Origin of the sequence: Pelosinus sp. sgz500959 (genome assembly GCF_042610375.1) — a bacterium.
GTDB lineage: Bacteria > Bacillota > Negativicutes > DSM-13327 > DSM-13327 > CTSoil-075.
Genome location: NZ_JBGJZL010000001.1, coordinates 182313 through 208531 on the forward strand (window position 1 = coordinate 182313; position 26219 = coordinate 208531).

At 38.0% G+C, this 26219-nt stretch carries 15 protein-coding genes; all 15 read right to left on the reverse strand.

Translation table 11 applies throughout. The features are described 5' to 3' along the window. The 15 genes from ACAN52_RS00760 to ACAN52_RS00830 all read right to left on the reverse strand — a co-directional run bounded on the left by ACAN52_RS00760 (nt 1) and on the right by ACAN52_RS00830 (nt 26211). Complete coding sequence (locus tag ACAN52_RS00760; protein ID WP_378950736.1) at nt 1-801, reverse strand: glycosyltransferase family 2 protein; 801 nt, start codon at nt 799-801, stop codon at nt 1-3. 224 nt (nt 802-1025) lie between these two features. Beyond that, entirely contained in the window at nt 1026-7763 is a 6738-nt protein-coding gene (locus ACAN52_RS00765) for a hypothetical protein (RefSeq protein ID WP_378950738.1), read from the reverse strand. Between the two features lie 194 nt (nt 7764-7957). Beyond that, the gene (locus ACAN52_RS00770) at nt 7958-10111 is read right to left on the reverse strand and encodes a peptidase domain-containing ABC transporter (RefSeq protein WP_378950741.1); all 2154 of its coding nucleotides are present in this window, start codon (nt 10109-10111) and stop codon (nt 7958-7960) included. 2 nt (nt 10112-10113) lie between these two features. Beyond that, nucleotides 10114-11472: an HlyD family type I secretion periplasmic adaptor subunit gene (locus ACAN52_RS00775; protein ID WP_378950744.1), complete on the reverse strand. Its 1359-nt coding sequence runs from the start codon at nt 11470-11472 to the stop codon at nt 10114-10116. 2 nt (nt 11473-11474) lie between these two features. Then, entirely contained in the window at nt 11475-13634 is a 2160-nt protein-coding gene (locus ACAN52_RS00780; RefSeq protein WP_378950747.1) for a peptidase domain-containing ABC transporter, read from the reverse strand. Nucleotides 13635-13805: 171 nt separating this feature from the next. Continuing rightward, nucleotides 13806-15194 carry a phosphomannomutase gene (locus ACAN52_RS00785; RefSeq protein ID WP_378951789.1) on the reverse strand — a complete coding sequence of 463 codons (1389 nt, stop codon included), beginning with the start codon at nt 15192-15194 and terminating at the stop codon, nt 13806-13808. 3 nt (nt 15195-15197) lie between these two features. Beyond that, nucleotides 15198-16580: a mannose-1-phosphate guanylyltransferase/mannose-6-phosphate isomerase gene (locus tag ACAN52_RS00790; RefSeq protein ID WP_378950750.1), complete on the reverse strand. Its 1383-nt coding sequence runs from the start codon at nt 16578-16580 to the stop codon at nt 15198-15200. Nucleotides 16581-16597: 17 nt separating this feature from the next. After that, a complete protein-coding gene (locus ACAN52_RS00795) occupies nt 16598-17527 on the reverse strand; it encodes a GDP-L-fucose synthase family protein (RefSeq protein ID WP_378950753.1) in 930 nt (309 codons plus the stop codon). A gap of 39 nt (nt 17528-17566) precedes the next feature. Next, nucleotides 17567-18673: a GDP-mannose 4,6-dehydratase gene (gmd, locus tag ACAN52_RS00800; protein ID WP_378950756.1), complete on the reverse strand. Its 1107-nt coding sequence runs from the start codon at nt 18671-18673 to the stop codon at nt 17567-17569. Nucleotides 18674-18722: 49 nt separating this feature from the next. Beyond that, nucleotides 18723-19889, reverse strand: a complete 1167-nt coding sequence (locus ACAN52_RS00805; RefSeq protein ID WP_378950759.1) for a nucleotide sugar dehydrogenase — start codon at nt 19887-19889, stop codon at nt 18723-18725. A 285-nt stretch (nt 19890-20174) separates the two neighbouring features. Continuing rightward, a complete protein-coding gene (locus ACAN52_RS00810; RefSeq protein WP_378950762.1) occupies nt 20175-21182 on the reverse strand; it encodes an acyltransferase family protein in 1008 nt (335 codons plus the stop codon). An 84-nt stretch (nt 21183-21266) separates the two neighbouring features. Next, nucleotides 21267-22349, reverse strand: a complete 1083-nt coding sequence (locus tag ACAN52_RS00815) for an acyltransferase family protein (protein WP_378950765.1) — start codon at nt 22347-22349, stop codon at nt 21267-21269. Nucleotides 22350-22561: 212 nt separating this feature from the next. Further along, on the reverse strand, nt 22562-24082 hold the full coding sequence (locus ACAN52_RS00820; protein WP_378950768.1) for an oligosaccharide flippase family protein: 1521 nt from the start codon (nt 24080-24082) through the stop codon (nt 22562-22564). A gap of 267 nt (nt 24083-24349) precedes the next feature. After that, on the reverse strand, nt 24350-24880 hold the full coding sequence (locus ACAN52_RS00825) for a serine acetyltransferase (RefSeq protein ID WP_378950771.1): 531 nt from the start codon (nt 24878-24880) through the stop codon (nt 24350-24352). Nucleotides 24881-25332: 452 nt separating this feature from the next. Continuing rightward, nucleotides 25333-26211, reverse strand: a complete 879-nt coding sequence (locus tag ACAN52_RS00830) for a hypothetical protein (protein ID WP_378950774.1) — start codon at nt 26209-26211, stop codon at nt 25333-25335. Between the last annotated feature and the right edge of the window lie 8 nt (nt 26212-26219).

The following is a 26219-nucleotide window of genomic DNA, read 5'->3' on the forward strand; positions in this document are numbered from 1 at the left end:
CTACCAAAAAATGTCTAACTCTTCTAATTGCTGTAGTTTCTGAATCGCCCTGTTATATTGCGCTCGTGCTTCCGTTATATATTTTTCTGAAATTTTTGCACTTACAGACCAATACAGAAAGTTTCGAAATAATACTTTTCGTTCTTCCCAAACACTCCGATTTACCAACCCTCTAACACTATGCTGAGCATCGTCTTGATAAATAACTAAAGGCTTAAAAACAAAAGCAATCTCCGTCTGCGTTGCAATACGAAGCCAAAAAGCATAATCTTCGCACACTTTTAAATCAGGTTCCTCTGGAAACCCAAGGACAATATCAAGTAAGGAATGATGTAAAAGTGCAGAGCTACATATAACCGAATTTTGATCGAGCATATCCTTAAAGGAAAGCTTCGCTCTCTCGATTCCAAGCATGGTTCCTACAATGCCTCTTTCTGGAAACAATCGATAGGCATTTGTCGATACGGCTTTACATCCTGTTTTTTTTGCCCTACTCAACTGCTGATCTAGCTTATTCGGCAACCATTCATCATCACTATCTAAAAAAGCCAACCATTGTCCCTGGCTTTCTCTAATGCCACGATTCCGCGGAATAGCAGGACGCCCACTTCGAACCCCAGGTATCCACTTTAGACGAGGATCAGGTATTGATTCCACAATTTGTTGGGTATAATCCGTCGAACCATCATCACATACCAGTACTTCCACTTTGGAATAAGTTTGATTAAGAGCACTCATAATAGCCTTTTGAATCACTTCACTCCGATTCCATGTCGGTATAATTACAGAAATTAACTCCACAAGATAGACTTCCTTTCACTGCGCTTTTACCGTAGCTTTTATCTTTAGACCTTGCATCACAATTTTTATATTTAATTTGCTAGTCATTTCTTTATCTCGACTTATAAAAATTCGCTATCCTTCCCCTATTTCCTGTTATTTTTAAGAATATACCTATTTTTAATAATAGATAAAAAAAGGCGGCAAAGTTAAAAAAATTTGCCGCCTTTTCTATATTATTTACCTCAAACTCCCCAAGTCGGATTTCCCGCGTTCCATTTCACAGTACTATAAGTGTCATTGGAATAGAAATGGAAATTTGGATCATAGCTGGTACTCACACCAAAATTATTAATGGTCAACGTATCACCAGTACCGTAACTAATCAATAAATTACTGCCACTGGCTGATAAAGTAGGCCGCGTTGCAAGATTTCCCGAAAAATTAATAGTGTCTTGACTATTATATATGTTACTACCAATTGTATCATTACCATCCCCTGGTGAGAACCAATATTGATCATTTCCGCTATCACCATATAATAAGTCATTCCCTGCATTGCTATATAAGACATCGTTACCATAATTGCCATAGAGGCTATCATTACCGATTCCACCATAGATTAAATCATTACTATATCCACCATTGATATAATCATCGCCGGAATCACCGTATAAGGTATAGTTGGCATTGTAAGATCCATAGATCATATCATTGTCATTACCACCATGAATGATAGCACTAAGGTTTGTGCCATAATAGTTATACCCAGCTTGCAGATAGTCGTTACCATTACCACCATCAATATAATCATTGCCGCCATTACCGTAAATCGTATCACTTCCTCCCAGGCCATATATGACATCGCCATAATAAGAGCCCGTAAGATTGTTGGCAATATCGTTTCCATACACATTGTGTATAAAAGTATTACCACTGATAGTAAATGGCGAACCAACCGTATCACCGAAATAGAAGTTCGATGGCCCATTATGAACCCAATCTTGAATGGTAACAGAATCATTATTATCACTGCGAATCACCAAATCATTACCAGATCTGACTGCTGTTAGGCTTGTAGGATTAATTCCAGAAAACAGTATGCTATCATTTACATTATCAGAATTTGTAGCAATAATATCATTGCCAAATCCACTAGAACTAAAGACATAAGTATCGTTACCTTGACCACCTGTGAGCAGATCATTCCCAGCTCCGCCATCCATATAGTCATTGCCAGCATCACTATACAAGGTATCGTTACCATAACTGCCATAGAGACTATCATTACCGATTCCACCATAAATTAAGTCATTGTTAAATCCGCCATTGATATAATCATTGCCAGCATCACCATATAAAGCATTATTGATATTGTACGCTCCATAGATCGTATCATTATCATTACCACCATGAATCGCCGTAGTAACATTTGTGCCATAATAGTCATAACCTGCTTGCAGATAGTCATTGCCATTACCACCATCAATGTAATCATTGCCACCATTACCATTAATGGTATCATTTCCGCCAAGGCCATATAGCATATCATCATAATAAGAACCGATCAGATTGTTGGCAGTTTCATTTCCATACACATTGTGTACGAACTTGTTACCACTGATAGTAAATGGTGAACCAACCGTATCACCAAAATAGAAGTTCGATGGCCCATTATGAACCCAATCTTGAATGGTAACAGAATCATTATTACCACTGCGGATCACCAAATCATTACCAGATCTGACTGCTGTTAGGCTTGTAGGATTAATTCCAGAAAACAGTATGCTATCATTTACATTATCAGAATTTGCAGCAATAATATCGTTACCAAATCCACTAGAACCAAAGACATAAGTATCGTTGCCTTGACCACCTGTGAGCAGATCATTCCCAACTCCGCCATCCATATAGTCATTACCAGCATCACTATACAAGGTATCGTTACCATAACTGCCATAGAGACTATCATTACCGATTCCACCATAAATTAAGTCATTGTTAGATCCGCCATTGATATAATCATTGCCAGCATCACCATATAAAGCATTATTGATATTGTACGCTCCATAGATCGTATCATTATCATTACCACCATGAATCGCCGTAGTAACATTTGTGCCATAATAGTCATAACCTGCTTGCAGATAGTCATTGCCATTACCGCCATCAATGTAGTCACTGCCGCCATTACCAGTAATGGTATCATTTCCGCCTAGACCATATATGATATCTCCATAATAAGAGCCCGCAAGATTGTTGGCAATATCGTTTCCATACACATTGTGTACAAAAGTATTACCGCTAATAGTAAATGGTGAACCAGTCGTATCACCAAAATAGAAGTTCGATGGCCCATTATGAACCCAGTCTTGAATGGTAATAGAATCATTATTACCACTGCGAATCACCAAATCATTACCAGACCTGACTGCTGTTAGATTCGTAGGGTTAAGTCCTAAAAACAATATGCTATCATTTACATTATCAGAATTTGCAGCAATAATATCGTTACCAAATCCACTAGAACTAAAGACATAAGTGTCGTTGCCCTGACCACCTATGAGCAGATCATTCCCAGCTCCGCCATCCATATAGTCATTACCAGCATCACTATACAAGGTATCGTTACCATAACTGCCATAGAGACTATCATTACCGATTCCACCATAAATTAAGTCATTGTTAGATCCGCCATTGATATAATCATTGCCAGCATCACCATATAAAGCATTATTGATACTGTACGCTCCATAGATCGTATCATTATCATTACCACCATGAATCGCCGTAGTAACATTTGTGCCATAATAGTTATAACCTGCTTGCAGATAGTCATTGCCATTACCACCATCAATGTAATCATTGCCACCATTACCAGTAATGGTATCATTTCCGCCAAGGCCATATAGCATATCATCATAATAAGAACCCATCAGATTGTTGGCAGTTTCATTTCCATATACATTGTGTACGAACTTTTTACCACTGATAGTAAAAGGTGAACCAATTGTATTACCAAAATAGAAGTTCGATGGCCCATTATGAACCCAATCTTGAATGGTGACGGAATCATGATTACTATTACGAATAATCAAATCATTACCAAGGGTTGAGATCGTTAGAGTACTTGGATCAATACCATTGAATAAAATACTATCCCCCATGTTACTGCTATTGGCTACAATACTATCATTACCAAATCCACCATAACTAAAGATATAAGTATCATTACCTAGGCCGCCATACAGCAAGTCATTACCAGAGTTACCGCTAATAACATCATTGCCAGCATCTCCATAAAGGGTATCATTTCCATATCCGCCAGTGATGGAGTCATTACCATTACCACCATTAATCAAAGTGGTCGCATACCCCATCAATGTATCATTGCCATCACCACCCGAAAGTGTGTCATAACCTCCTCCGCTCATAATGCTATCATTACCCGCTGAACCGAGTAAATTATCATTTCCATTTGAACCATAGATCTCTTTCCCTATCGTTGTAGTTCGTTCCAAATGATTGTTGACGATATTGTAAGACCCTTGTGTCGAAGCAAAATAGAATTTATTAATTTGAGATCCGCCACCAACATACCACTGTTTCAGAGTTACAGAATCACGAGCATTACTATAATAATATCCATACTGTATCACTAAATCATTCCCATTACGGGATAATGATAAATCTACAGGATAAATATCATTGCCAAACACAACTGTATCATTGCCATTATCAGTTGCCGCCGCAATGATATCTTGACCATAGGAGGTACCATCGGAAGAGAAAGGAGTATTACCACCAAACCAATATGTATCGTTGCCAGCTCCTCCAATGAGATAATCTGAACCAGCCCCACCATCTAGTAAGTCATTTCCGATACCACCATCAAGATAATCCATCCCACCATAACCACGTAAAGTATCGTTGCCACCAAGGCCAATTAATTGTTGTTGATTATCATTACCTTGTAGTAAATCACTAGCAATACCACCGTTCACCACTGATATGCGCACTAAATTATTGACTGCTGCCGCACTTAGACTAAAACCATCAGAAAAAGAGAAACTCGATACTTGTCGCTCAGTCCCATTAAACCAGCCAAGAATTCGCGTCACTTCTTGCCCACTTATGTAACTATTAGTATTATAAGTGCTTGTTACAACCAAATCATTACTACAGAAATCTTTAGAGAATGTAAAATTACTAACTGTGGCATTAAATTTGACAATGTCATTTCCATGGTCAGTGCCAGCCCCTGTATAGTTATCAATAATGGCGGAACCAGCGGAGCCAGAATAACCATATCCACTATCGAAGGAATAAGTGTCATTCCCCATACCGCCTATTAATTTACTAGATCCACTTTCTGCAATTAAAGAGTCATTACCAGAACCACCATCGGCAACCGTTAGAGGACTAGAACCCGAATTCCCATAGGAATAATAACCACCAACTTCAAGTACATCATTGCCAGCACCACCGAGTAATGTATCATTACCCCCACTATAGTCCTGAAGATAATCATTACCATTGCCGCCATCTAGTAAATTGCCACTGCCAACATAGATCTCTAAGGTATCATTATCATTACCACCATATAAATAACTTGCTCCTATACTGAATGAACTTGAACTAGAGTCATAACCACCATCTACGCAGAGGTTATCATTACCGTCACCGCCATACATAATGCTATTGCTATTTCGGTCACTGAGACTATCATTACCAGCATCACCATACATAACGTCATTACCGCTATCGCCTTCTATATCATCGTTACCAATACCACCGTAAATGGTATCATTACCAGCACCACCCCAAAGCATATCATCACCAGCATAGCCATAAAGTACATCATTCCCACTCAGTCCATCAAGAATTTCATTTACAACCTGAGTTTGATTTCCACGTAAAATTTCACTACCAGCAGTACCTGCTATATAGTCTTGAATGATCATAACATCATTGCTATTATCGCCAATAAAACGAGTTATTTTCCCACCAGCATTTCCATTGAACCAGCCTTGCAAAGTCAAATTATCGACAATTCCTGTAGCATTTCCAGTATATTCATCCATTTCGCTAAAAGACATTACCAAATCAGTACCTACTTTTCTGATTGTCGGATGTCCACCACTCGACAAATCAAAAACAATCGAATCGCCTCCATTAGCAGAGTCAGCAACAATGGTATCATTACCAAATCCAGCTCCGAAGTAATAAGTGTCATTCCCCGCTCCACCACTTAATAAATCATTACCAGCTTTACCTTTGAAAAAATCATTACCATCTCCACCATATAAAGTATCAGCACCTGCTCCCCCATTCAGAGTATCATTACCGCTATTTCCGTACAGCAGGTCATTACCATTACCACCATATAGCTTATCATTACCATTACCACCTTGAGCGCTATCGTTACCATCACCACCATATAACCAGTCACTGCCACTTCCGCCCATTATACTATCGTTGCCATTTAGTCCAAAATACAAAATATTATCTGAATTACCGCTATAGTTCACATTATCATTGGATAGATCACCAGCATACAAACTGAAATATGCATTATCATTGCCATATTTATTTCTATAACTATGAATTTGATTGTTCGTACCGTTGTACCAACCTTGAATAGTGAATGAAGATTGGGTAGAACTTGAATCATTACTAGCAACAAAGTATAATACTAAATCATTCCCAACCCGTTGAGCATGATCTGGAGTATCCCAATTACGGGCAAAAATAGAGTCGCCCACATTATCATTCATCGCCATAATGGTATCATTACCAAACTCTTGATTATAAACAGAGCCGCTACCAATGCGGTATACATCAGCCCCCGCTCCGCCGGATAGAATATCGTTCCCCATATCACCTTTCAGGTAATCGCTACCAGCATTACCGGCTAAGGAATCGTTACCCGAACCACCATACAATTCATCAGATCCATCTCCACCATATAACATATCATCGCTACCAGCCCCCTGAAGGATATCATTGCCGATTCCTCCATAGAGAGTATCTCGCCCTGAATTACTTCCGAATAAGAAATCTGAGCCCGACCCGCCAGTAATAAAATCATTACCATTGGCGCCCAAATATAGAATGTTATTCGTATTTCCAGTAAAGTTTCTTATATCATTGCCATAACTTCCTGTATATGGTTTATAAGTAACAGGTGAGCTATTAAAATAATAGTATTTAGAGCTATTACTCATAGTTATATTTCCAATTTGGGTACCAGCACCGTCTAACCACCCTTCAAGAGTTACATTAGACCAATGACCAGCACTATCCGAAACAGATAAAGAAAGATTACTCCCATTCAATTGATATTTATCAATATTGTCGACAATAAGAGTATCGCCGGCATTATTAGTATCATTCATGATCATATCATTACCAAATATTACATCTGAAAATTTATAGGTATCATTGCCAGATCCACCACAAAATTGATCATCGCCAGTTCCGCTAAAGAAAAGATCATTCCCTGCTAAACCATATATAACATTCCGATTTAGGCCGCTACTGGTAAGAGTATCATTGCCCGTTGTACCTACATTGAGAATAAAATTATCAGTCCCCTCTGAATCAATCACACTCACATGATTAGGCCGATATTGGCTCCCATCATACCACCCTTGTAATGTGAGCTTGTTCCCACCACCAAAATCAAGAACTAAATCATTACCAGTTTTAGAAAACGTAGGTCCATGATCATTGCTTCCAATATCGCCAATAAATTGTAAGGTATCGAGATAGTTATTAGCATCTTTCGTAATAAGGTCGGATCCCATTCCCGTTCTAAAGATATAGGTGTCAGCTCCAAGTCCCCCTGTTAACGTATCGTTGCCTGCACCACTGTCGATTAGGTCATTGCCTTCTCCACCATAAATACTATCTGTCCCAGCTCCTCCATTCAGCGTATCATTACCAGACCCGCCAATTTTCGTAACAATCGTAGATGACATTCTTATCCCTCCTTGATAAAATTAGGTAATTAAACTTATCCTCTTAACTAATATTTTTTGTTAGAAATTTATAGTTATTATTTATTTCTCCTTAATCTATATTTTACCTTTATTAAGGGTAAAGTAAATCTATATTTTACCTTTAATGGATAAAAAAGCAGCGATGAGCCCTAAGCTCATCGCTACTTTTCTCTTTACATTTCCGCTTGCTGACAATGTAAATTATAATAAAAACCCTGACGTTTGAGCAATTCATCATGATTACCCATTTCTACAATATTGCCACTCTCCATGACAATAATCATATCACATCTCCTAACCGTCGATAAACGGTGAGCAATCATAATCATTGTCCGTCCTTGAGCCATACTGTCGAGATTATCCATGATAATACGCTCCGATTCATAGTCTAAAGCACTCGTAGCCTCATCAAAAATCAATATACGTGGATCAGGCAAGAGAGCTCTAGCAATTGCAATCCGCTGACGTTGACCACCCGATAGAGATGTCCCTCTTTCTCCTACATTAGTATCATACCCTTTCGAAAGTTCTTTGATGAACTCATAAGCCCCAGATATATGAGCCATTTTTTGTATTTCCTCTAGGGTCGCTTCTGGGCGAGCTGTTGCAATATTTTGGCCAATAGTGCCATTAAATAGATAGTTCTCCTGTAGTACCACACCAATCTGGCGACGTAGCCAAGCTGGTTCCACCTGTACAAGATCGACGCCATCAATGAGAACTCGACCAGATTCTGGTACATACAGTCGTTGGATAATTTTGGTCAATGTACTTTTACCTGATCCAGAGCGTCCAACGATCCCCACCCGCATGCCAGGTTTTATGTGCAAACTAACTTGCCTAAGTACCTCGCTCGTATCACTCCGATAACGAAAAGTCACCTTATCAAAGAGAATCTCACCACGAATATAAGGCAATGTGGTACGGTTTGGATTAAATGTCGGTTCATTACTTTCATTAAGAATATCCCCTAGCCGATCTACAGAAACAAGGGTCTGTTGAAAATACTGCCACATATTTACCAACCTCAGTATCGGGGCAATAACTTGTCCTGCTAACATTTGAAAAGCAACTAATTCACCTACCGTCATTTTATTGTCCATCACAGCATGGGCCCCAATCCACAATATAGCCAAATTAAAAAGTTGTTGAATAAAGGAGCCGATATTCCCTGCAATATTTGCCAAGTTGGCAGTAGCAAAAGCTGCTTTAGCATAATGGGCTAATAGTTGATCCCATTTTTGTATAAATTGATATTCGACTGCCAAAGATTTTATTGTTTGAATACCAGTAACAGACTCAATTAGAAAGGCTTGATTTTCTGTACCAGCCTTAAATCTTTCATTTAAACGTTGACGAAAAATTGGCGTTACCGAAACATTGAGTAGAATATAAAGAGGTAAAGCGACCAATGCGATTAGACTCAATGTGTTACTATATATAAACATTACAGCAATATATACAACGGCAAATACAATATCCAACACAACGGTTAAAGACGAACCAGTAATAAATTGACGTACAGTTTCTAATTCCCGTACCCGTGAAATAACATCACCAACCTGCCAAGTTTCAAAATATTTAATTGGCAAAGCCGTAATATGACGAAAAAGTTTAGAACTTAATATTACATCCACTTTATTGCTGGTATTCGTAAAGAGATAACTGCGTACTGCTGTCATCCAAACCTGGAAAATAGCTACAACCACCATAGCAAGTACTAAAATATCTAAGGTGTTGAGACTACGATGTACTAGTACCTTATCAATAATGGTTTGGGTAAATAAAGGTGTTGCCAACCCAAATAGTTGCAATATAAATGATACAAGCAATACCTCGCCTAGGATTTTTTTATAGCGCAAAACAACGGGTATAAACCAACTCAGATTAAATTTTTTTACGGTTTCGACCAAGCCGACCCGTTTCGTAATCAAAATAACCTGCTGACTCCAAACATTAAATAGGTTGGTGATTGGAATACTAAAAGGCTTTGGATTATAGGGGTCACTCATAATTACTCGATCACCCTCTACTCGAACAACTACCGCATAATTACCACCTTTCAATCGAACTACGACTGGTAATGGCAACTGAAGAAATTTTTCTGGTTCAGCGATAATTAGCCTTGCTTTGATCCCTAAATCTCTGGCAGCCCGGATAAAAGTAATATCGTCCATACCACCCGTACCCACTACATAGGCACGGCGCATTTGTACAACATCTGCAGGAATCCCCAACATTTTTGCCACTGTAACTAGACAAAGCAGAGCCGTATCCATCTGACGTGGTTTTTGGCTTGTTTTTTCGTTATGTTCTTGTGTGCTCATTCTTACCTCTCCCTTAATGCCTCACTCTGATACCTACGGAAGGGATCAAGGAAGAATTCAATAATGTGTTTTTGTCTTATTTTAATCTCAGCACTCGCAGTCATGCCAGGTCCAAAAAATACTTGCTTATCACCTACTTGGATTTGATTCTTGCTCAATTTGAGCATCACACGATAAACCCGTCCTTTTTCTTTGTCCTCAATAGCATCAGGACTAACTTCGGACACAATCGCATCAACAGTACCATATTTTTGAAAACTAAAAGTTTCGATTTTCACTTCTGCCTCTTGGCCTTCATGAATAAAACCAATATCTTTATTTGCAACCCAAGACTCAACAGCCAAGGTAACATCTTCAGGTACAATCACCATAAGAGCTTGAGCAGCTGTAACCACTCCACCTATAGTATGGATTGCCGATTGAGTCACCCGACCATCTACTGGTGCTGTAATATGAGATAGGCGTTCTTTTTCTGCTGCTTTTTTTAATTCTTCACTATATGCCGCCACCTGTTTACGATCTTCTACGAGTTTGGTATCAATATCACGATCATGTTCAGCAACAACGCCAGCTAAGTTTTCTTGACTCTGAATTATAGCTGATTTTAGGCGATCAATATCAATGATTTGTGATGCTAAGTTTTGTTGCAATTCTAAACGTTTGGACCGATAATCCAATAATGTAAATTCAGCAACAGCATTTTCTTTCACCAATTTGTCAACCCGTTCTTCCCGATCTTTGGCAATATCATACATAGACTGCAACTTATCTTGATTCACTTGTGCAACCTCTAAACTCACTTGATTTTGCCGGACGCTAGCTTCCGCTGCTGCTAATTTAGCACGAAATTCACTTTGACGACTCTGATACACATTAAATTGAAAATTAACATCTTTCATATCAAGATCAGTCGTGATTTGCGGCGCAAAGGTTATACCAAGTTTTTCAGCTTGTAGTCGCTCCATCTCCAAATTATAATACATAAGCTGCTTCTTTATAGTCGCCAGGTCAGCAGCTGATACGGTAGTATCTAGTTCTAATAATATCTGTCCCTGAGTTACTTTCTCACCATCTTGTACACGTATGGCTTTGACAACCCCTTTATCTTCAGCCTGCACCACTTTGACAGCTCCTACTGGTATCAATTTGCCAGGTGCTACTGCCACTTCGTCTACATGACCTAGGATTGACCATAAGATGATTAAAACAATCAATATGAAAATTGTCCACATCACAATACGTCCAGCTGGTGATGGTGGTTTTTCTATCACTTCTAGCACCGCTGGCAAAAATTCTTTTTCGCTAGGTGACAAGCATCCTTTAACGTCTATATCAAAATATGTTTTTAATGTTTTTAGCATATTTATACCTCTTGTTGTAATGTATGTAGATTATAATACAATCCTTTTTTTACCAGGAGTTGATTATGTGTGCCCTGCTCAACGATATGTCCGTGATCAACAACTACTATCAAGTCGCACCGTCGCACTGTCGATAAACGATGGGCTATAATGAGCGCCGTACGTCCTGCTGCAATTTTATCCATATTTTTCATAATAATTCGTTCAGATTGATAATCAAGAGCACTCGTTGCTTCATCAAAAATCAAAATTCGCGGATTAGCAAGTATAGCTCTAGCAATAGCAATACGTTGTCGTTGGCCCCCTGACAGAGCCATCCCTCGTTCACCGACTCTAGTATCATAACCTTCTGATAACTCCAAAATAAATTCATGAGCTCCAGCAACCTCAGCTACCTGAATGACCTCTTCCATGGATGCCCCTGGACGAGCAGTAGCAATATTCTCTCGCACACTACCATTGAACAAAAAGTTTTCTTGTAATACCACACCAATCTGGCGTCGTAGCCAAGATGGATCCATGTGCGCCACATCTACTTTGTCAATAATAATACGACCGCTTTCAGGTAAATACAATCGTTGTACCAGTTTCGTCAGGGTACTTTTCCCTGAACCAGAACGACCAACAATACCAATCTTCATACCCGCTTTAACATGTAAATCAATGTGTTGTAATATAAGTGGTCCCTCGGGTGTATAGCGAAAGGCTACCTTTTCAAAAGTAATACTGCCTTCTAGGGCTTTTAAATCTACTTGTACCTCAGGCTTCGTAGAGGCTTTCTCCTGTGGGGTGGTGATAATATCTCCTAATCTTTCAACGGATAATGCTGCTTGTTGAAACTGTTGCCACATTCCCATCAATCTTTGCAATGGTTCTCCAGCTTGACCTGCCAACATTTGAAATGCAATCAACTGACCAATAGTCATTTGGCCTTCAATAACCATATGCCCACCAAACCATAATAATGCAAAACCGGATAAACGTTGAATCAAGGAAGTACTATTACCCAATATAATACCAAATATTGCACTGTCAAACGTTGTTTTAACATAACGCGACAACAACTGTTCCCAACGATGATTAAACTGCGGTTCAACAGCTAGGGACTTTATCGTGTGTATACCTGTCACTGTTTCGACCAAGAAGGCGTTGTTCTCTGCCCCAGCAGCCCATACAGCTTCTAATCGTCTTTGATAAATAGGAATAGAAATCAAATTTTGAAGGAATAATAATGGTATTGTTGCCAAGGAGATCCAAGTGAGAAAAGGACTATAATAAAACATCACAGCAATAAACACTACAGAAAAAAATGTGTCGATCATTGCTGTTAAGGCACTACCAGTCATAAATTCTCTAATACTATTTAAGGCTGATACACGCATCAGTGTATCACCAACCCGGCGCAATTCAAAATATCTAAGAGGCAGGGCTGTAATATGACGAAATAACTTAGATCCTAAAATCACATCTACTTTATTCGTTGTATGAGCAAATACATAGGTACGTAAAATACTCAAAACCATTTGTAATAATCCAGCTACCAATAATACAATTGCCAATACATCCAAGGTAGAAGTACCATTATAAGGCAAAACTTTATCCACAATGACCTGAGTGATTAATGGGGTCACAAGACCAAACAACTGTAGAAAAAACGTTGCCACCATGGTTTCAGCAAAAAATTTCTTATATAATAATAAAGCAGGTGCGAACCAATTAACATTAAAACGACGTCTAAGTTGTCCTAGACTCCAAGGCTGGCTCAGAATAATCAATTGTCCGCTCCACTGTTTTACGAACTCTTCAACTGCTGCAGTCTGACTAAGCCTCGCCTTAGGGTCAAATAGAATAATTTTCCTATCTTCACAACGTCCTATGACCATATAACTTCCATCTTGCATGAGAACAATTGCTGGTATTGGTTGATTGCTTAGCTCTTCCGGCTTTACAAATCGCTGATAAGCTTTTAATTTTAGAGATTTAGCTGTCTGTAGTAAATCCTTAGAGTCCATTATTTTATCACTATGATTATAAGTACGGCGCACAGTCTCTTCATCTACCATTACTCCTAAGGCCCGTGCGACAACTACCAAACATACTAGGCCAGTATCCACTGGCTGATGACCTATAACATATTCTTGTTGCTTTACCATTTCTGTCATAATTCTGTTATACCTCGACAAAATTGTTTATTCATTTAAAATGTCTAACTAGTTTTATTCGACAACGACTATAACTTACCTTTACAAAATTCACCTATTTTTACAACATAATAAAAAACTTAAAATTAAACAGCTGTAGCATGATGCTACAGCTGTAATTTATAAAAGCCCTCAAACCATCTTGTAGGATTCAATGACTGTGAGTAATTCTCGAGTCTTCTCTTCCATAACGATAATATCTCCCCGACTTTCTACATTGAGGCGAAGCAGTGGTTCGGTATTGGAAATGCGTACATTAAATCGCCAAGTTGAAAACTCTATACTGAGTCCATCAGTACGATCCACTACAGCACCATCAACTACAAATAATTCTTCGATTTTTGCTAAGATCTGTTTACCATCACTGACGGTGCGATTGATTTCTCCACTGACGGGAAACCTTTCAATTCTAGCTGCTACAAGTTCTGACAAAGGTTTGCCAGCGATGCTCATATTTTCTAGAACCAATAACCAAGGAATCATGCCACTATCACAATAAGCAAAGTCCCTAAAATAATGATGGGCTGACATTTCTCCACCATACACGGCATCTTCCTTACGCATACGTTCTTTAATAAAGGCATGACCGGTTTTACATAATATAGGAACTCCTCCAGCTTCATTGACCATTTCAATCGTATTCCACGTCAGACGAGGGTCATGAATAATTTTTGCGCCGGCGTAACGGCGCAAAAAAGCCTCTGCCAAAAAGCCTACGATATAATACCCTTCAATAAATTCCCCTTGTTCATCAAACAAGAAACAACGATCAAAATCACCATCCCAGGCAATACCAAAATCTGCACCATTTTCCCGTATAGCAGCAGAAGTGGCTGCTCGGTTTTCAACGAGTAAAGGATTGGGAATACCATGGGGAAAAGTACCATCAGGTTCATGATGAATCTTGATAAATTCAATAGGCAATACTTTTTCTAGGGCATCAATGGTTGGCCCTGCACAACCATTCCCAGCATTCACGACCACCTTGAGAGGCTTTATATTGGCAACATCCACATAAGTCAAAAGATGCTGAGTATACTCTGACATAATATCATAGTCTTCAACATTCCCTCTGGTGTTCTTCTCAGCTAGTTCAGTTGAGAAACTTCCTGTAACCACTAAATCCTCCAAGGCTCTCAGCCCACTGTCCCCACTAATCGGCCTTGCTCCTTTGCCCACCAATTTCATCCCATTGTAATCCATAGGATTATGACTGGCCGTCACCATAATACCGCCATCAACACCAAGATGAAATGTAGAAAAATAGATCATTTCCGTACCACATAAACCAATATCCACAACATCACAGCCCATATCCGTCAACCCGCGCACTAAAGCCTTAGTCAAACTCTCACTAGACAGTCGTATATCTCTACCAACTACGACACGACGCGCCGCAAAAAGTTCAACAAAACCTCGTCCAATGCGATATGCCACTTCTTCATTGAGTTCATCAGGCACGCGACCGCGAATATCATAGGCTTTAAAAGCCTCTCTTTTAAAAATCTCTTGTTGTCCCATCATTTATACTCTCCCATATACATCATCAAATCGTACGATATCATCTTCTTCTAGATATTTACCGTTCTGAACCTCGATAATTTCGAGAGGTATACGACCTGGATTTTCTAAACGATGTTTAGTGGATAGAGGAATAAAGATACTTTCATTTTCATGAACTAGCTTTACTTCATCACCAAGAGTTACTTGAGCTGTACCACCCGTCACAATCCAATGTTCACTGCGATGATAATGCATTTGCAGACTCAGCTGATGTCCTGGATTAACCATAATCTTCTTCATCTTGTAACCGGGACCTTCTCCAAGGACAGTATAACTCCCCCACGGTCGATACATAGTCGTATGCTCATCAGCCTCGCGCCGACCGCGTTTTTTTATTTCACCGACCAAGTCTTTCACCTTTTGGGATTCACCTTTCTTGGCTACTACAATAACGTCATCCGTTTCCACAACCAATAAATCCTCAAGACCAATGCCCGCAATTAAACGGCTACGACCGAGCATCAACGTATTAGTACAATCAATGGTCATGCAGTCACCTTTTACTGCATTGCCATCGGCATCTTTATCCAGTACATCATAAATGGCATCCCAAGAACCGATATCATTCCAGTAAGCTGTCAAAGGAATCATCACTACTTTTTTAGACTTTTCAGCAATGGCATAGTCGATGGAAATATTGGGCATAGTCTCAAAGTTCTCTAAAGCACTAGCATAACCACTGCCTACCAGTTCATAAATTTCAGGCTGATAGGTACTGAGTTCCTGCATGAAGTGACCAATAGTGAAAGCAAACATACCAGAGTTCCAAAAATAAGAACCCGATGCTACATACTGCTCAGCCGTCTCTTGGTCTGGTTTCTCCTTGAAAGACTGAACCGTATAACCTGCACCACAAGCAGTACCCGCTTCAATATAGCCATATCCAATTTCAGGCTTATCAGGCTTAATACCAAAAGTAACAACACTCTCTTGCCGCGCCATTGCTTCTGCTTGACGCACAGCATATATAAAAAGCTCTGATTGTTTGATAATATGGTCAGAAGGAGTAATAAAGAGAACGTCCTCCTTAGCCGCACCTAATTCATCTATACAATACTGAGTTGCTAAAGCAATAGCTGGCGCCGTATTACGTCCTACTGGCTCCAATACAACATGAGCGTCTTCCGCCCCACAAGCTGCCAGTTCAGCCTTGACATGATGAATGTATTCTTTATTGGTTACAATCACCATATCCGTAGCCTTGGCCACAGGCATAAATCGCAGTACCGTCTGAGCGAGTAGCGACTGATCGCCACCGATTTTCATAAATTGTTTAGGAAAACAAGTGCGAGATAACGGGAATAACCGAGTACCACCACCACCTGCTAGAATAATAATTTTCAAAGCGCCACTCCCTTTTCTTAGCAATAATGCTCTTTAAACCAATTATAAGTCTGCTCAATACCATTTTGAAGTGAAGTTTGAGCCTGCCAACCCAATCCACTCAGTTTACTCACATCAAGACGTTTTACTGGTGTACCATCTGGTTTACTCGCATCATATACAATTTCACCTTTGAATCCAGTAACATCAGCCATCATAGCTGACAATTCAGCAATCGTCACATCACTGCCTGTACCAATATTTACAATCTCACGATCACTATAATTCTTCATCAAGAAATAACATGCATCTGCCATATCATCTACATACAAGAACTCACGCCGTGGCTTACCACTACCCCACACAGTAACCGTCGTACTACCTGTTTCTTTTGCCTCATGAAACTTACGAAGTAGTGCAGGCAGAACATGTGAATTTGCCAAATCAAAATTATCATTAATACCATATAAATTAGTTGGCATAACAGAAATAAAATCATCACCATATTGTTGCCGGTAAGCCTGGCACATCTTAATCCCTGCAATCTTAGCAATAGCGTAGGATTCATTAGTCGGTTCTAGTTCACCAGTCAATAGATATTCTTCTTTTAATGGCTGCATGGCAAACTTTGGATAAATGCATGAACTACCCAAAAACATCAATTTACGTGCACCATACTGATGCGCTCCTTGGATAACATTATTTTGAATCAGCAGATTCTCATAAATAAACTCAGCAGGATACGTATTATTAGCATGAATCCCGCCCACTTTAGCTGCTGCTAAAAAAATATATTGTGGACGCTCTGTACGAAAAAACTCATCCACCAACACCTGATTCCGCAAGTCAAGTTCTTGACTTGTTCGCTGAAGAATATTACTATACCCTTCAGCTTGTAGCTTACGTACAATAGCAGAACCCACCAATCCTCGGCTACCTGCTACATAAATTTTAGCATTGATATCCATGACTATCCCTCCTAGCATTAAAAAATCAGATCCTTCACATTACTCATTAAAAGAATTTACACGATAACCATGATCTTGACACAATACATCGCGCTCAGCTGATTTTAAATCTTCCTCTACCATCATACTAACAAGTTCTTTTAATGTCGTCTTTGGAGCCCAACCTAATTTTTCTTTTGCCTTAGTCGGATCACCCAATAATAAATCCACTTCTGTCGGACGGAAATAACGAGGATCAACCTGTACTAACACATTACCTGTAGCCACGTCGATTCCCTTTTCATCAACCCCTGTCCCCTGCCATGTAACATCAATACCAGCATGCTTAAAGGCAAATTCCACAAATTCTCGTACTGTATGCATTTCACCTGTAGCAATTACAAAATCCTCTGCTTGTTCTTGTTGCAACATCAACCACATTGCTTTCACATAATCGCCAGCATAACCCCAGTCTCTTTTTGAGTCCAAATTGCCCAAATATAAATTTTTCTGTAAACCGAGCTTGATACGAGCTACTGCCCGAGTAATTTTGCGGGTAACAAAAGTTTCACCACGGATCGGTGACTCATGATTAAATAAAATACCATTACACGCATATATTCCATAAGCTTCACGATAGTTGACAGTAATCCAATATCCATACATTTTAGCTACTGCATATGGACTACGTGGATAAAAAGGAGTAGTTTCTTTTTGTGGTGTTTCTTGCACCAAACCATACAATTCGCTAGTTGATGCTTGATAAAACCTAGTCTTTTTCTCTAAACCTAAAATACGAATCGCTTCTAAAATCCGTAGCGTTCCGATACCGTCAGCATTCGCTGTATATTCAGGCGTATCAAAGGAAACCTGTACATGACTCATTGCAGCTAGATTATAAATTTCATCTGGTTGTACTTGCTGGATAATACGGATTAAATTTGTAGAGTCAGTAAGATCACCATAATGCAAGAAAAAATTAACATCCTTTTCATGTACGTCTTGATATAAATGATCAATCCTATTTGTATTAAAAAGAGAACTACGGCGTTTAATACCGTGTACAATATAACCTTTTTTTAATAAAAATTCTGCTAAATAGGCCCCATCCTGACCTGTAATACCGGTAATTAAGGCTACCTTGTTCACTCTATCATTGGATTTCATCGAATCTCACTCCTATTTTTATTTGATATATATATATTCTAGGATTTTATCAATCTCTACAATATAAATCTCTCGTATAGATTTTATCTACCACATCTTTCATATCATCTGACATCCTGTTTACGATAATCACATCTGATATTTTTTTGAATTCCACTAAATCTCTAATGACTCTTGAATTATAAAAATCATCCTCATTTAATGCGGGTTCATAAACGACGACTTCAATCCCTTTGGCCTTAATACGCTTCATGACTCCTTGAATGGATGATTGTCTAAAATTATCCGAATCTGTTTTCATGGTTAATCGATAAATGCCAACGATTTTTGGGGTCCTGGCTACTATCATATCTGCGATATGGTCTTTTCGCGTTCTATTGGCATCGACAATCGCAGCCATGATATTATTGGGCACATCCGCATAGTTTGCTAATAGTTGTTTCGTATCTTTTGGTAAGCAATATCCACCATAACCAAAGGATGGATTGTTATAATGGCTTCCAATACGAGGGTCCAGACATACTCCTTCTATGATTTGCTGCGCATTTAATCCCCTTACCTCTGCATAAGTATCCAGTTCATTAAAGTACGCCACTCTCATCGCTAGATAGGTATTAGCAAACAGTTTGATTGCTTCGGCTTCTGTGGAATTAGTAAATAATACAGGAATATCTTCTTTAATGGCTCCTTGCACTAACAAGTTCGCAAAAGTCTTTGCTCGTTCCGATTGTTCGCCTACAATAATGCGGGAAGGATATAAATTATCATATAAAGCCTTACCTTCTCTTAAGAACTCCGGTGAAAAAATAATGTTATCGGTTTCAAACATCTTTCTTACTTTCTCAGTATAACCTACTGGAACTGTTGATTTGATGACCATCACTGCGTCCGGATTAATTGATAATACATTGGCGATAACAGCTTCCACAGTCCTCGTATTAAAATAATTCTTATCTGCATCGTAATTGGTCGGAGTGGCGATAATAACATAATCTGCATCTTTATAAGCTGTATAAACATCCGTTGTTGCCGTTAAATTTAAATCCCTTGTTGCTAAATACTCTTCAAGTTCTTTGTCACAGATCGGTGATTTGCGTTTATTAATCATATCCACTTTTTCTTGAATAATATCAAGCGCTATCACTTCGTTATGTTGTGCTAATAATACAACATTGGATAAACCAACATAACCTGATCCAGCTATTGTAATTTTCATTCTACAGCCCCTTTCATGTCTGTTCTTTCTTGGGAAAAATAATTAACAACTGCTTACTGATTAAGTAATTTTAGCGTCTTTTTTCATGAAACTGTCTCATTTTTATTCATTATACTTCTGAACATCAAGGCCGTTGTCTTCGCAAAGGATCCCTCTCTTAGCATTCTGTAAATCCTCCTGTACCATCATGAGTTGAAGAAAAGTCGTGCCCCCCTGCCCTGACATCACTACAGTGTGGGATAGAGTACGGAGAATGCCAAGCTAGAATACGCCTTTACGCTTCCTTCATTCGAACTCCTTCGGTACTAGACGGTATTGCTTATTCATACCTAATAAGAATGGTATGTACATCGTCACATAATTTACCGTAGGCACCAATAGTGCAATAACTACACCAAGTTTTATACTCCAATTTGATATGCCAATAACTTGCAATGCCTTCCCAGCAAAATACAATATTTCCAAATGTATCGGAAAAATGGCTAATGAATTATTACCAAGCCAAAGGAAAAAAGATTTGAGCCCAGTACTTCTATACAATATTCTGTACAGAAAGTTTAATCCACAAAGTGCTGCAATAACTCCCGCAATTGCGCCCGTGATTGCCAACAGATAATTTCCGTATTGATCTATATACATATAAAATGGAATACTATTGAGTTTAGTACAAATACCTGTAATCGCCACTCCACTGACCATCACAACGAGTTTAACTATTATATTCTTTTCACTTATCATCCACTTTATCAGTCTAGCACCAAAATAGCCCAGACAAATAAATGCAGTTGCCATTATCGAGATATCCAAAGTGAATGGAAGTCTTTCAAATGATACCATACTATGCAGCCATGATAATATGAACAAAATAATTGATACACAAATGCCTAAAACTTCCTGATATTTGCCTGTTTCATCTATTAGTTTATTTATTCCATAAAAAAATATATTGCTGACAAACATACACGGCAAAAACCATAGCCGCAAGGATACTCCGGGATAATCAACAGTGTTAAGACATGTTAGAATGCTGACTATTGCTTTTGCTAAATCAATATGATTATGTTTCAACGGAATCACTGCATATGACAAGATTAGATTAACCATTTCAAAAGCAAAGTACGGCACAATTAATCGCACAAACCGTCCTTTTGAAAAGTCAGAAAAGTTCCTTTTTGATACTGATTGGTTTATGCTATACAAATAGCCTGATATCACAAAGAACAACGGCATATGAAATGCCAGTATGTAATTACCGCCCCCGTATCCACAATGATGCAAAAGTACTAATAGCACTGCCCCTCCTAGAACGAATTCAAGAACTTCAATGCGAGATTTGTGGGAGCTTGGAAACTAAGTATTTGTTTCAACCACGTCATGTCATCGACCTCCCAAAAACAACTTTCTTGTTATACTAAATTTTTCAATCAAAACAGTTACAAAAAAACTGACTGCAAGTATAACCACTGTTTCGGCAAGCGTGAACAAATAATTAAGCTCTAAACTCTTGGTAATTCTAGGTACTACATATGCAAACAAATATCCACTGAAAATATAGATTCCCAATGACTTTTGACCAATTTTAGCTATATATTCCCACATTTTTTCAAATTTTAACCATGACAGCAACTTCATAACGACAATGAAAATACTGGCACTTCCTGCCAATCCAATTATCCACCGGTACATATCTATAAGAAGTTGTCTTTCAATATTCTTGCCCCAAATTGTAATTCCAGTAGTATAGACATAGCTGTCTCGCTTATACAGAAGCAAAAGACCAACAAATATTAGTATGATAATATAAACTGCCACAGTTCTTTTCCTCTGCGCTATCATCTGGATCCGATCCCATAAGTTTTCGCTGTTCCATAAATAAGAAATGATAAAATAGGGAAACATATATTTATATAGATGCGCATTAAAATTGTCTGGAATCAACAATGATATGATACAAATGCCAACGTAAGCCATTATACTTCCTTTCAAAGTTCTTTCAACCACGACGACAACTACTGAACACCAGAATATTGCCCACAAAAACCATAACGAGTATAGGTACTGTTTCACAAGAATAATTAGTAGAGATGATAAGCTAGGAACAGATCCTATTATCAATTTCACTGTCAACAGCCCAACCTCAATTAAGGTCGTCCAGATAAATAATGGTAAAATTACTTTTGTTAACCTACTCTTCATCACTTCTTTTGCGGAATATTTTTTCATCGTATAATAGAATAAGTAACCACTTACCAGCATAAAAAGCGGCATATGAAAACTATAAATGATTTTAAATAATGGATTTTCAAAATACTGTGCGTTTAAGTAGTAATCTCCTCCACTTCCATATTGAATGCAGTGTCCCAAAACCATCAAGATTATCGTAATTCCTTTGATTGTGTCTATATACTGATTACGATTAGAGATTATTGACAATTCTCTGCCTTGTGAAGCCCCTCCCATACAACTACCTCCTTACTACCATCTCCAGCGAGTCGTTACAATTGGTTAAAAAAATATTTACAAAAATTCAAATGTTTCTGTTCAATTTGAATCGCAATATGCATCTTCAGTGCGGTACAAGACAGGAAAAACCACAGTAATCATGTCTATGTAGCACGATTGCAAAAAACTGCCGATTTTGCCTTTCAAGACTCATAAGTTCATAGCATTTGTCACCACCTTTTCAATATACTCAAGATTGTTTTAGGTCCAAACATTCCAATTGCAAAAACTATTAATGCTATCCCACCCGCTAAAATAGCAATCATAAAAAACGTAGTCCACAAATTAATTATAAAGTAGTTTTTAATTAAAATTGTACCAATAATAGAAAATATAGCACAAATGACAGCTCGCGCAATTGGCGGATAGAATGTGCTCCACTTTACCTCAAGGTTATGACATGCATACAACGGTATAAAAACGCCGACCCATATTATCTGCAATACTGAACTTATGATTGGTAGCGATACCAGATCTGGTTTAAACAGAAAATAAGTTATGACAGCGCATAATACATTTACTGTCCCAGTACACAAAATATATATAGATGGTATTTTTACTTTATTCATTGCGATATTCAGGTTAGATAATGACCACACGCATGCAATTATAAAATGCGGCATAATTGTTACGATTGACAATTTTTGCAGATATTGCGCATCTTCTCCAGGTATCCAAAGTGTAAAAAATTCTGTTCCCAAAGCTATAAACACGGATATCACAGCACAGGTAAACATCCCTATAATCTTCTGCGATTTTTTTATCTCTTCAATCAAGCTTTTTTTATCATTCTGTGCATATTTATATATAATGACTGGATAAAAGACTCCTGCAAGCATTGTGATTATCCCGCTAATTAAATTTGGAACAGTTTGTACAATTGAATACGAGCCCGATGCCTCAGCCCCATACAGCAAATTCGCTAACACAAGTGACATCCCCGCCAAAAGTATATTTCCCAATGTATTTATTGAATTCCATACACTTGATGAAATCAGTTCCTTTGTGTGTGAAAATGAAAAGTTCTTTCTTGAAATATGTATTTCAGGCAACAACATCTTCGTATATATTCTCTGAAATACAACGTTTATTAGCGCAATAATAAGAGTTACAACACCGACATATACAATCGAAGGGGAGAAAAACTTATAAAACACATAAAATAAAACAAGTTTAAGTATCCCAGTAATAAATTCCTGCATCGATCTTAAATCTATTCTATTTTTTGCGAAAGTTGCAATTCCGTAGACAGATGACATAATGTTAACCATCATTGCTGCAAACACCAACGCAAACAACTGCTTAATTGTTGCAACAGAGCTTAGTGGTATATCAAGGAATTTATCTAAGAATGCCACTATGATGACTACAGGTACAAATAGCAATGAGTCCATTATTGCGTTTGAGATAAACACTGAAGAGTAGTACTTGTTTGCGTTTTCTTCATCGCCTTTAACTAAGAATACAGTAATAAAACGACTTGCCATGGAACTCATACCATTCATCAGTACACTCATACAACCCACGAAAGTATTTGCCATAGGATAGAAACTATATGCCTCTTTGCTAAGTACAGTGATTAAGAATGGTGTCAATACAAATGCTATTATAATATTGGATGTATATGAAACAATATTTGCAATCATATTTAAGGCTACTCGCTTGTTGCTTGTCGCGTTTAATTTTTTCAATTTATATTTTTCTCCCCCCCCTACTAAATAGCCATATATCAGAATAGGCTGTTCTACCTGCGATAATAGGAATAATAACACTCGTCTTTGTAGAGGAGGCAGCAAAGGGCTGTGCTTGAAGGCAACCAACTAAGCTAAAAAACGGGGTTAAAATCACAAAAACAACTCCAACTTTGCACCTATCATATCAATAATAGTTGCATAAAGGGCTTAAGAAAGAAACAACTATTTTCAGGTATGGGTTATGATTATTTTTGATTATAGTAGCTATAAATAATCTTGAGAAGGGTTCTCTTTGTATCTTATTATTGCGGGATTTCCTATGACAATAGAATTGTCTGGAACATCAAAATTAATGAAAGCATTAGCAGCAATCAAAACATTGTTTCCTATACGAATTCCACCACATACAAATGCATTTGTACATATCGTCACATTATCTCCTATGGTTGGAACACCCGCTCTTTTTCCACTACGAATACTCCCAATTGTACATCCCTTAAATAACGTTGCATTTTTCCCTATTACTGAACCAGCATTAACTGTTATATTAAAAGGGTGTATTAAATTAATGCCTTCTCCAATATTAGTAAACTCAATTTCAAGCCCATATTTTTGCCCTAATTGTCTTTTGGCAATATTAAACAATATAGCTGTCGTCTTTACTTTACACCCCGATGCGATTCTTCCATAGAAGCAAAAGCGCAAATGAGGTCGAAACAAAAGACGTATTGCCCCCTCTATCCAATTCCAAGTCAACCCACTCATTCGTTTATAGTCCGCTTGCCATTTATTCATCTATAAACTCATTCCTCTCGTCTAGCTCGAAACTAAAACGCAATTTTTTTGTATGAGTAATATTTTGTATTCTACCCTGACAAAGATACTAGTTGCTTCAAATTACGCAAAGATTAGTATGCTACCTTAAGTACAAGTTGAGCGCATACATATACATGTATGTATGCGCCTTACTAAAGCAAAGGATAATTTTCAACGTTTTTACCAAAGTTTCAACTTCTGAAAAAAGCAAAATCTGCTACCGTAAAAGAAAAGTGCTAGTCAGTAGGAAGAACTGATGAAAAAAGTTCTCCCTGAAGTATCCGTCGAATACCATTTAAGCAAAAATTAGCAAGTATTTTCCGCATTTTTATGTCTTCTGAATCTTACGACATAATGCAGATTTCATCTTTTCTCGCTATGAATATTCAAATTCTAATATTGCCAGATTGTTTAATCCAGTCCAGCAATGATCACTGGCATTTATTACAACAACCATACGCTTCTTCATTTCTTTCCTTTCTGATTTGGTTTACTGGTTTAGACATCAAACCAACCAACCACAACGGAAGCCATGAACACAGCCATTGATTCAACACCACTTTTTTATCCACATTTTTGGTTCTATGAAGAATAATCAGCGTAGAATACTCTTTATTGTGTTCAGATTTATTAAATATACGGTATTTTGCATAATATTTTTCAGGAATACGCCCATATTGTGTTGGATCAAGATGTGGATGTAATCCATACTTTTTGCTTAAAAGACTGAGAATCGACTGATCAGATCTGTGTCCCATAAACTGAAATCCATCGACAGAAACGTTTTCTTCTGGCACTATGCAAGCAGGTTGTTTACAATAATTCAGCCACTCTTTTACAAACCTCATAGAAACTTCAGATTTTCGCACTGCAATAAAATTAGCTTGAATTTGGTTCGTTTCTTTATATTCATCGGAATCACAGTTCATAATCCGAAACAAAGACGGGTTCGTAAATTGCTTTTCAATCAGCGGAATATCCGATACCCAAATATCCTCGTTGCTCATGCTGTCAATAATATACTTTGAACTTTTAATAAAGAATGAGCCCGCATCGCAGTAAACCAAAACATCGCCATTTTCGATGGTGCATAGTATTTTGTGTATAAAATATGGTTTCCAAAGCCAAAGACCATTTCCGTTACGGACACTCAAAATCACACTATTTTCAGTTGTGAATTTCGGATCAATATCTTCAGGAGTGAAGCGAATGACTTCATCAAATCTACCCATTTTTCTCGCCATCTTCAAACAAAATTCACGTGTTTCACTATATAATTCGTTTGAGTATGTGATAAAGTATTTTTTCATACCACTAT

Coding starts and splice junctions, on each gene's coding strand:
- ACAN52_RS00765 (WP_378950738.1), bottom strand. CDS start 7,763: ATGTCATCTACGATTGTTACGAAAATTGGCGGGTCTGGTAATGATACG.
- ACAN52_RS00770 (WP_378950741.1), bottom strand. CDS start 10,111: ATGAGCACACAAGAACATAACGAAAAAACAAGCCAAAAACCACGTCAG.
- ACAN52_RS00775 (WP_378950744.1), bottom strand. CDS start 11,472: ATGCTAAAAACATTAAAAACATATTTTGATATAGACGTTAAAGGATGC.
- ACAN52_RS00780 (WP_378950747.1), bottom strand. CDS start 13,634: ATGACAGAAATGGTAAAGCAACAAGAATATGTTATAGGTCATCAGCCA.
- ACAN52_RS00785 (WP_378951789.1), bottom strand. CDS start 15,194: ATGGGACAACAAGAGATTTTTAAAAGAGAGGCTTTTAAAGCCTATGAT.
- ACAN52_RS00795 (WP_378950753.1), bottom strand. CDS start 17,527: ATGGATATCAATGCTAAAATTTATGTAGCAGGTAGCCGAGGATTGGTG.
- gmd (WP_378950756.1), bottom strand. CDS start 18,673: ATGAAATCCAATGATAGAGTGAACAAGGTAGCCTTAATTACCGGTATT.
- ACAN52_RS00805 (WP_378950759.1), bottom strand. CDS start 19,889: ATGAAAATTACAATAGCTGGATCAGGTTATGTTGGTTTATCCAATGTT.
- ACAN52_RS00815 (WP_378950765.1), bottom strand. CDS start 22,349: ATGGGAGGGGCTTCACAAGGCAGAGAATTGTCAATAATCTCTAATCGT.
- ACAN52_RS00825 (WP_378950771.1), bottom strand. CDS start 24,880: ATGAATAAATGGCAAGCGGACTATAAACGAATGAGTGGGTTGACTTGG.
- ACAN52_RS00830 (WP_378950774.1), bottom strand. CDS start 26,211: ATGAAAAAATACTTTATCACATACTCAAACGAATTATATAGTGAAACA.